Genomic DNA, 5078 nt, shown 5'->3' on the forward strand with positions numbered 1-5078 from the left:
CCTGCGCACATGGTGCCCTCGGCGTTCGTGATGTTGGAGTCGATCCCGTTGACTCCGGCCGGCAAACTCGACCGCAAAGCCCTCCCCGAACCCGAGCTCGGTTCGCAGAGCACCACGGAGTCGCCGGAAACCGAGTACGAGGCGGCTGTGGCTGCCGTGTTCTGCGACGTACTGGAGCTCGATCGTGTCGGCGTCACCGACAGCTTCTTCGATCTCGGCGGAAACTCCCTTGTCGCAACACGTTTGATCGCCCGCGTCAACGCAGCTCTGGGTACGGATCTGCGGGTCCTCGATCTGTTCGAGGCATCGACGGTTCGCACCCTCGCCGACCGTGCGGAGTCGACGGGCGCATCGCTGCACCGTCGCCCGGCACTGGTTCCCGCCGATCGGCCGGAGTCCGTTCCGCTGTCGCTGGCGCAGCAACGTATGTGGTTCATCAATCAGTTCGATGCATCCTCGCCTGCGTACAACATTCCTCTTCTCGTTCGCCTGTCGGGCCGGCTGGACGTCGATGCGATGTCCGCTGCCGTCGGCGACGTGCTGACTCGACACGAGTCGCTGCGCACGGTGTTCCCCACAGTGGGCGACCTGCCGAATCAGGTGATACTTCCGCCCGAGAACGTCACCGGACCGAACCTTCCGCTCCGCGTCGTCGACGTGGCTGCCGATGCCGTCGACGCGCTCGTACGTAGCTCCGCCACAACGGGATTCGACGTCACCGTCGATCTCCCGTTCCGGGCGGTTCTGTACCGCACCGGCCCGGAGAGCTTCGTGCTCTCGATCGTGGTCCATCACATCGCTGCCGACGGTGCCTCGATGGCACCGCTCGCCCGCGACGTCATGGTCGCCTACAGTGCTCGATCCGCGGGTTCGCAGCCGACGTGGGCACCACTGCCGGTGCAGTACGCAGACTTCGCGCTGTGGCAGCACGACGTGCTCGGCGACGAGAACGACCCCACGTCCGTGGCAGCACGCCAGATCGAATTCTGGAAGTCCGCGCTGACCGACCTTCCCGACGTACTACCGATGCCGCTCGACCGACCACGCCCCACCCGTCAGTCGATGCGCGGCAGCGTCACACCGTTCACCATTCCGGCCGATGTCGCAGCTCGCCTGTCTTCGGTTGCTGCCGAACACGAGTCGACTCTGTTCATGGTGGTGCACTCCGCTCTGGCCGTGCTCCTCGCGCGCCTGAGCGGCACCCAGGACATCGCCATCGGCACCCCGATCGCCGGCCGAGGGGACGCAGCACTCGACGATCTCGTCGGAATGTTCGTCGGAACCCTCGTTCTTCGCACGCAGGTCGAGCCACAGGCCAGCTTCGCCGAACTGCTCGCCGGCGCTCGTAGCTCCGACCTCGCGGCCTTCGACAACACCGACATTCCGTTCGAGCGGCTCGTGGACGTACTCGATCCCGCCAGGTCGACCGATCATTCACCCCTGTTCCAGGTGCTCCTCGAATTCCAGAACAACGCCACCGCGGTGCTCGAGCTACCCGAACTCGTCGTCGAGTTCGAGGAAATCGGTACCGACACTGCGAAATTCGACCTGCAGCTTCGCGTCGACCAGGAACCGGTCGACGAGTCGGGAGCCCTGTCGGCGTCGTTCACGTACGCAACGGATCTGTTCGATCCCGAGACCATCGACCGTTTCGTCGACCGGTTCCTGAGGATCGTCGCGACCATCGGCAGCTCGACGGACGTTCGTACCGGCGACATCGACATTCTGTCCCCGGCCGAACGAGAACTCGTCCTGTTCGAGTGGAACGACACCGCACGTCTCATCGAGGATCCGGTCCACCGGCAGCTCCACACCGGGGCCGTCGAGATGACTCTCAGCAGTCTGTTCGACCGTCAGGTGCTGCGTAGTCCGTACTCGACCGCCCTCGTCTTCGAGGACGAGCACATCACCTACCTGGAGCTGGACGAGCGCGCCAATCAACTTGCACGGCATCTCATTTCACTGGGTGTAGGGCCCGAGTCCCACGTCGGGCTCGCGATCCGACGTTCGATCGATCTGCTCGTGGGTATGTACGCGATCGTCAAGGCCGGCGGTGCCTATGTACCGATCGACCCCGATCACCCGGTCGAGCGATCGTCCTACGTGCTGTCGAGCGCTCAGCCGGTGTGCATTCTCACCACGAGCCGCGATTGGATCGACATCGCGGTCGCCACTCCTGTTCTCGCGGTGGATCTTCTCGACGTCTCCGATCGCGACCGCTCCTCGATCACCGACCAGGACCGCCTCGGAAGCCTGCACGGAGCCAACACCGCCTACGTGATCTACACCTCCGGCTCCACCGGCCGACCCAAGGGCGTCGCCGTCACGCACTCGGCCATCGTGAACCGACTGCTGTGGATGCAGGACGAGTACCACCTCGCGCCCGCCGACACGGTGTTGCAGAAGACCCCGGCCACGTTCGACGTATCGGTGTGGGAGTTCTTCTGGCCCCTGCAGGTCGGTGCCAAGCTCGTCTTGGCGGAGCCCGACGGCCATCGCGACCCGGTGTACCTGTCGAAGATCATCGCGGCCGAACACATCACCACCGCGCACTTCGTGCCGTCGATGCTCGCGGTGTTCGCAGCCGGAGCTCGGGCTGCGGACTGTGTGTCACTACGGCTCGTCTTCTGCAGTGGCGAAGCACTTCCGCCCGCCACCGCCGCGCAGTTCGCGCAGTTCTCCCAGGCCGCGCTGCACAACCTCTACGGTCCTACCGAGGCCGCCGTCGACGTCAGCTACTACCACGTCACCGGCCACGACGGCGTGTCCATTCCCATCGGTTCGCCGGTCTGGAACACCCGTCTGTACGTGCTCGACGCGTCGCTTCGACCGGCCCCGATCGGTGCTCCCGGCGAGCTGTACCTGGCCGGAGTTCAGCTCGCTCGCGGCTACGTCGGCCGCGGCGATCTCACCGCCGATCGCTTCGTCGCCGATCCGTTCGGCGAGCCGGGTGAACGTCTCTACCGCACCGGCGACCTGGTTCGTTGGCGCGCCGACGGCGAACTCGAGTACATCGGCCGTACCGACTTCCAGGTGAAGCTGCGTGGTCTGCGTATCGAGCTTCCCGAGATCGAAGCGGTGCTGCTGCGCTCGGAGTCCGTCGCCCAGGCAATCGCTCTGGTGCACAAGGATCCGAACACCGGCGAGACGTTGGTGGCCTACGTGGTCTCCGCATCCGGTCACGCGGTCGACTCGGCAGAGGTAATCGCCGAAGCCGGACGTCGGCTGCCGGGGTACATGGTGCCCTCGCATGTGGTCGTACTCGACTCACTTCCTCTCAATGCCAGCGGCAAGCTCGACCGAAAGGCACTGCCGGCCCCCGAGTTCACCGTTGCTGCGTCCGAATTCGTCGGACCGGAGAATCCGGTCGAAGAGATCGTCGCGGGCGTCTTCGCGGATCTGCTCGGCGTTGCACAGGTCAGCGCGACCTCGAGCTTCTTCGAGATCGGCGGCAACTCGCTGATCGCGATGCGCCTCGTCGCACGCGTCAATGCCGCCCTCGGAACCGACATCGGCATCCGAGATCTGTTCGATTCACCGACTGTTCGATCGCTGTCCGCGGGCATCGACGTCAGCGCACAGGACTCCGCACCGACGCCTCGGTTGGTGCCTCAGGAACGACCCGCGGTGGTGCCGCTGTCGCTGGCACAGCAGCGGATGTGGTTCATCAATCAGTACGACACCGAGTCGGCTGCCTACAACGTCGCGTTCGCGATGCGCCTGAGCGGCATCCTCGACGTCGACGCGATGCGCTCGGCCATAGCCGACGTGCTCACACGCCACGAGTCTCTTCGAACGATGTTCCCGCTCACCGACGACGGCCCCGTGCAGTCCGTCCTCGACGTGGCATCGGCCGTTCCGGACCTGACTCCGGTTCCCGCAGAGGACGACCGGCAGGTCGCCGAGCTCATCGGCGCCGTCGCCGGTGCCGGCTTCGACGTCGTGGCCGATGTTCCGTTGCGCGTCCGCCTGATCCGTCAGGACGAGAACGAACACGTACTCGTCATGGTGGTCCATCACATCTCGTCCGACGGCTTCTCCAGCGCGCCGCTCGCCCGCGACCTGATGGTGGCGTACAGCGCCCGAGCTGCAGGTCATGCGCCGAGCCAGGAACCGTTGCCGGTGCAGTACGCCGACTACGCGCTGTGGCAGCGCCGTTTCCTCGGCGAGGAATCCGATCCCGACTCCCTGATGGCGAAGCAGGTGACGTACTGGGTCGACGCGTTGGCGGGTAGCCCGGAAGTGCTGCCGTTGCCGACCGATCGTCCGCGTCCGGCAGTGGCGTCCTTGCGCGGCGACACCGTCTCGTTCGCGATCGATCCCGCAGTGCATGCTCGGCTCGTCGCCGTTGCTGCGCAGCACAATTCGAGCTCGTTCATGATCGTGCACGCCGCTCTGGCCGTGCTGCTGGCACGGCTGTCCGGTACCGAGGACATTTCGGTCGGCACACCGATCTCCGGTCGAGGCGATGCCGCACTCGACGAGCTCGTCGGCATGTTCGTCAACACGCTCGTCCTCCGCACCCAGGTGCCCGGGTCGACTCCGTTCGAGGATCTGTTGGCCGATGTGCGCACCGTCGACCTGGCGGCCTTCACCCACGCGGACGTGCCGTTCGAGCGGGTCGTCGACGCAGTCGACCCCGCCAGGTCCACCGCTCACGCCCCGTTGTTCCAGGTGATGCTCGAGTTCCAGCACACCGATCGACCGACGGTGACCTTGCCCGGGCTGTCGATCGAGGGCATCGAACTGCCCAACGACATCTCCAACTTCGACCTGCAGCTCACGGTCTCCGAGGAGTTCGACGCTTCCGGGAACCCGGTCGGCATCGAAGCCAGCTTCCGTTACGCCACAGGACTGTTCGATGCCGACACCGTGCGCGTCATGTCCGATCGTCTGGTGCGGATCCTCGATGCTGTGACGGCCACGCCGTCCGTTCGCGTCGGCGACATCGACATCCTCTCGAGCGACGAGTACTCAGCGTTGGCTCCGGTTCGTGGTCCGCGTTCTGTTGCGGGTGTGGTGTTGCCGGAGTTGTTGGCTGGTGCGGTCGGTGTTGCTGGTGTCGGTGGTGTTGCGGT

Annotated in this window: 1 protein-coding gene; it reads left to right on the forward strand. The window is 65.4% G+C overall.

The window, feature by feature from the left end; all coding sequences use genetic code 11:
* The coding region (locus AB0O58_RS26615) for an amino acid adenylation domain-containing protein (RefSeq protein ID WP_366239031.1) at positions 1-5078 on the forward strand (5078 nt) is incomplete at both ends.

This window comes from Rhodococcus sp. NPDC080181, assembly GCF_040702225.1.
GTDB classification, from domain to species: Bacteria; Actinomycetota; Actinomycetes; order Mycobacteriales; family Mycobacteriaceae; genus Rhodococcoides; species Rhodococcoides fascians.